This is a genomic window from Leucobacter soli (assembly GCF_042659205.1).
In the GTDB taxonomy this organism is placed as follows: Bacteria; Actinomycetota; Actinomycetes; order Actinomycetales; family Microbacteriaceae; genus Leucobacter; species Leucobacter soli.
In genome coordinates, this window is sequence record NZ_JBHSRW010000373.1 from 1 (window position 1) to 1,325 (window position 1,325).

1 protein-coding gene and 1 other annotated feature are annotated in these 1,325 nt (G+C 64.8%); the gene reads right to left on the reverse strand.

Going from position 1 to position 1,325, the window contains the following annotated elements; translation table 11 throughout:
• Positions 1 to 30 precede the first annotated feature (30 nt).
• A protein-coding gene (locus ACFPZL_RS13265; protein WP_236022150.1) for an IS3 family transposase occupies positions 31 to 1,268 on the reverse strand; the annotation gives its coding sequence in 2 pieces (ribosomal slippage) (positions 31 to 995 and positions 995 to 1,268; 1,239 coding nt in all).
• Positions 862 to 996: a sequence feature (AL1L pseudoknot), on the reverse strand. (Overlaps the previous gene by 135 nt.)
• Positions 1,269 to 1,325: the final 57 nt, after the last annotated feature.

Here is a 1,325-nt window from a genome sequence, read left to right on the forward strand (position 1 = left end):
TGTCAAGTGTCGAGTTTCGTAGAGAGTGCTTTAGTTGGTTTTGGACAGGGCAAGTGAGGGCTGACGGGTCGCCCAGTACGCACCCTCGATCTCGGCCGGTGGACGTTGATCAAGCTCCCCGTGGAGGCGGCGCTCGTTCCACCAGTCCACCCACTCAGCGGTCGCGATCTCGAGATCATTGATCGACTGCCAAGGGCCAAGATTGCGGACGAGTTCGGCTTTGTAGAGCGAGTTCAGCGCCTCGGCCATCGCGTTATCGTAGCTATCGCCCTTGGACCCGACGGACGCGACGGCGTCGCATTCCGCGAGCCGGTCGGCGTAGCGAATCGCTCGATACTGCACGCCCCTATCGGAGTGATGCGTCAGCCCGGTCAGATCATGGCCGGCTCGCTGGCGCCGCCAGATCCCCATCCGGAGCGCGTCGAGTGCGAGATCGGTGTAGAGCCTGGTGGAGACCTGCCAGCCGACGATCATGCGCGAGTACACGTCGAGCACGAACGCGACGTACACCCACCCTGAGAAGGTGCGCACGTAGGTGATGTCCGCGACCCACAACTCGTTCGGGCGAGTCGCGATGAACTGCCGGTTCACCAGATCGAGCGGGCGGCCGGTCTCTGGGGCCGGTTTCGTCGTCCGAGGGCCCTTCGCCCGGGATATCCCACGGAGTCCGAGTTGTCGCATGAGGCGGCGCACCGTTGATTCCGCGACGCGTTCGCCCTCGCGCCTCAGCGCGGCGTGGATCTTCCGCACCCCGTAGACGCCGTAGTTGTTCTTGTGGATACGGGCGATGTTCTCGCAGAGGTCACGGTCTCGGAGTTCACGTTCCGAGGGTGGCCGGTGCTTTGCCGCGTAGTAGCTGGATGGGGCGATCTGAGCGGGTGTGTCTTCGAGAGCCCGGCAGATCGGCTCGACCCCGAACTCGGCGCGATGCGCGTCGATGTACGCGGTCTTCTCGCTCATCGTGAGGGGCGGTCGAGCTCCGCCGCGAAGAAAGCCGAGGCGGACTTCAGGATCTGGTTCGCGCGGCGCAGTTCCCGGTTCTCACGCTCGAGCTCTGCGATACGGGCCGCGTCGTCGGTGGTTGTGCCGGGGCGGAGGCCCTCGTCGATCTCCGCGTTGCGCACCCACTTCCGGAGCGTCTCGGGAAGGAGATCGAGTTGCTTCGCGATCCGGGTGATCGCGCCGTCACGAGTCGCGGGGTTCTTGCGGGCCTCGAGCGCGAGGCGGACTGCGCGTTCGCGGATCTCTGCGGGGTATGGGACGGGCATGATGCCGGGGGTTCCTTTCGGTACAGGATTACCCTCCATCAAACACGACACGATTCA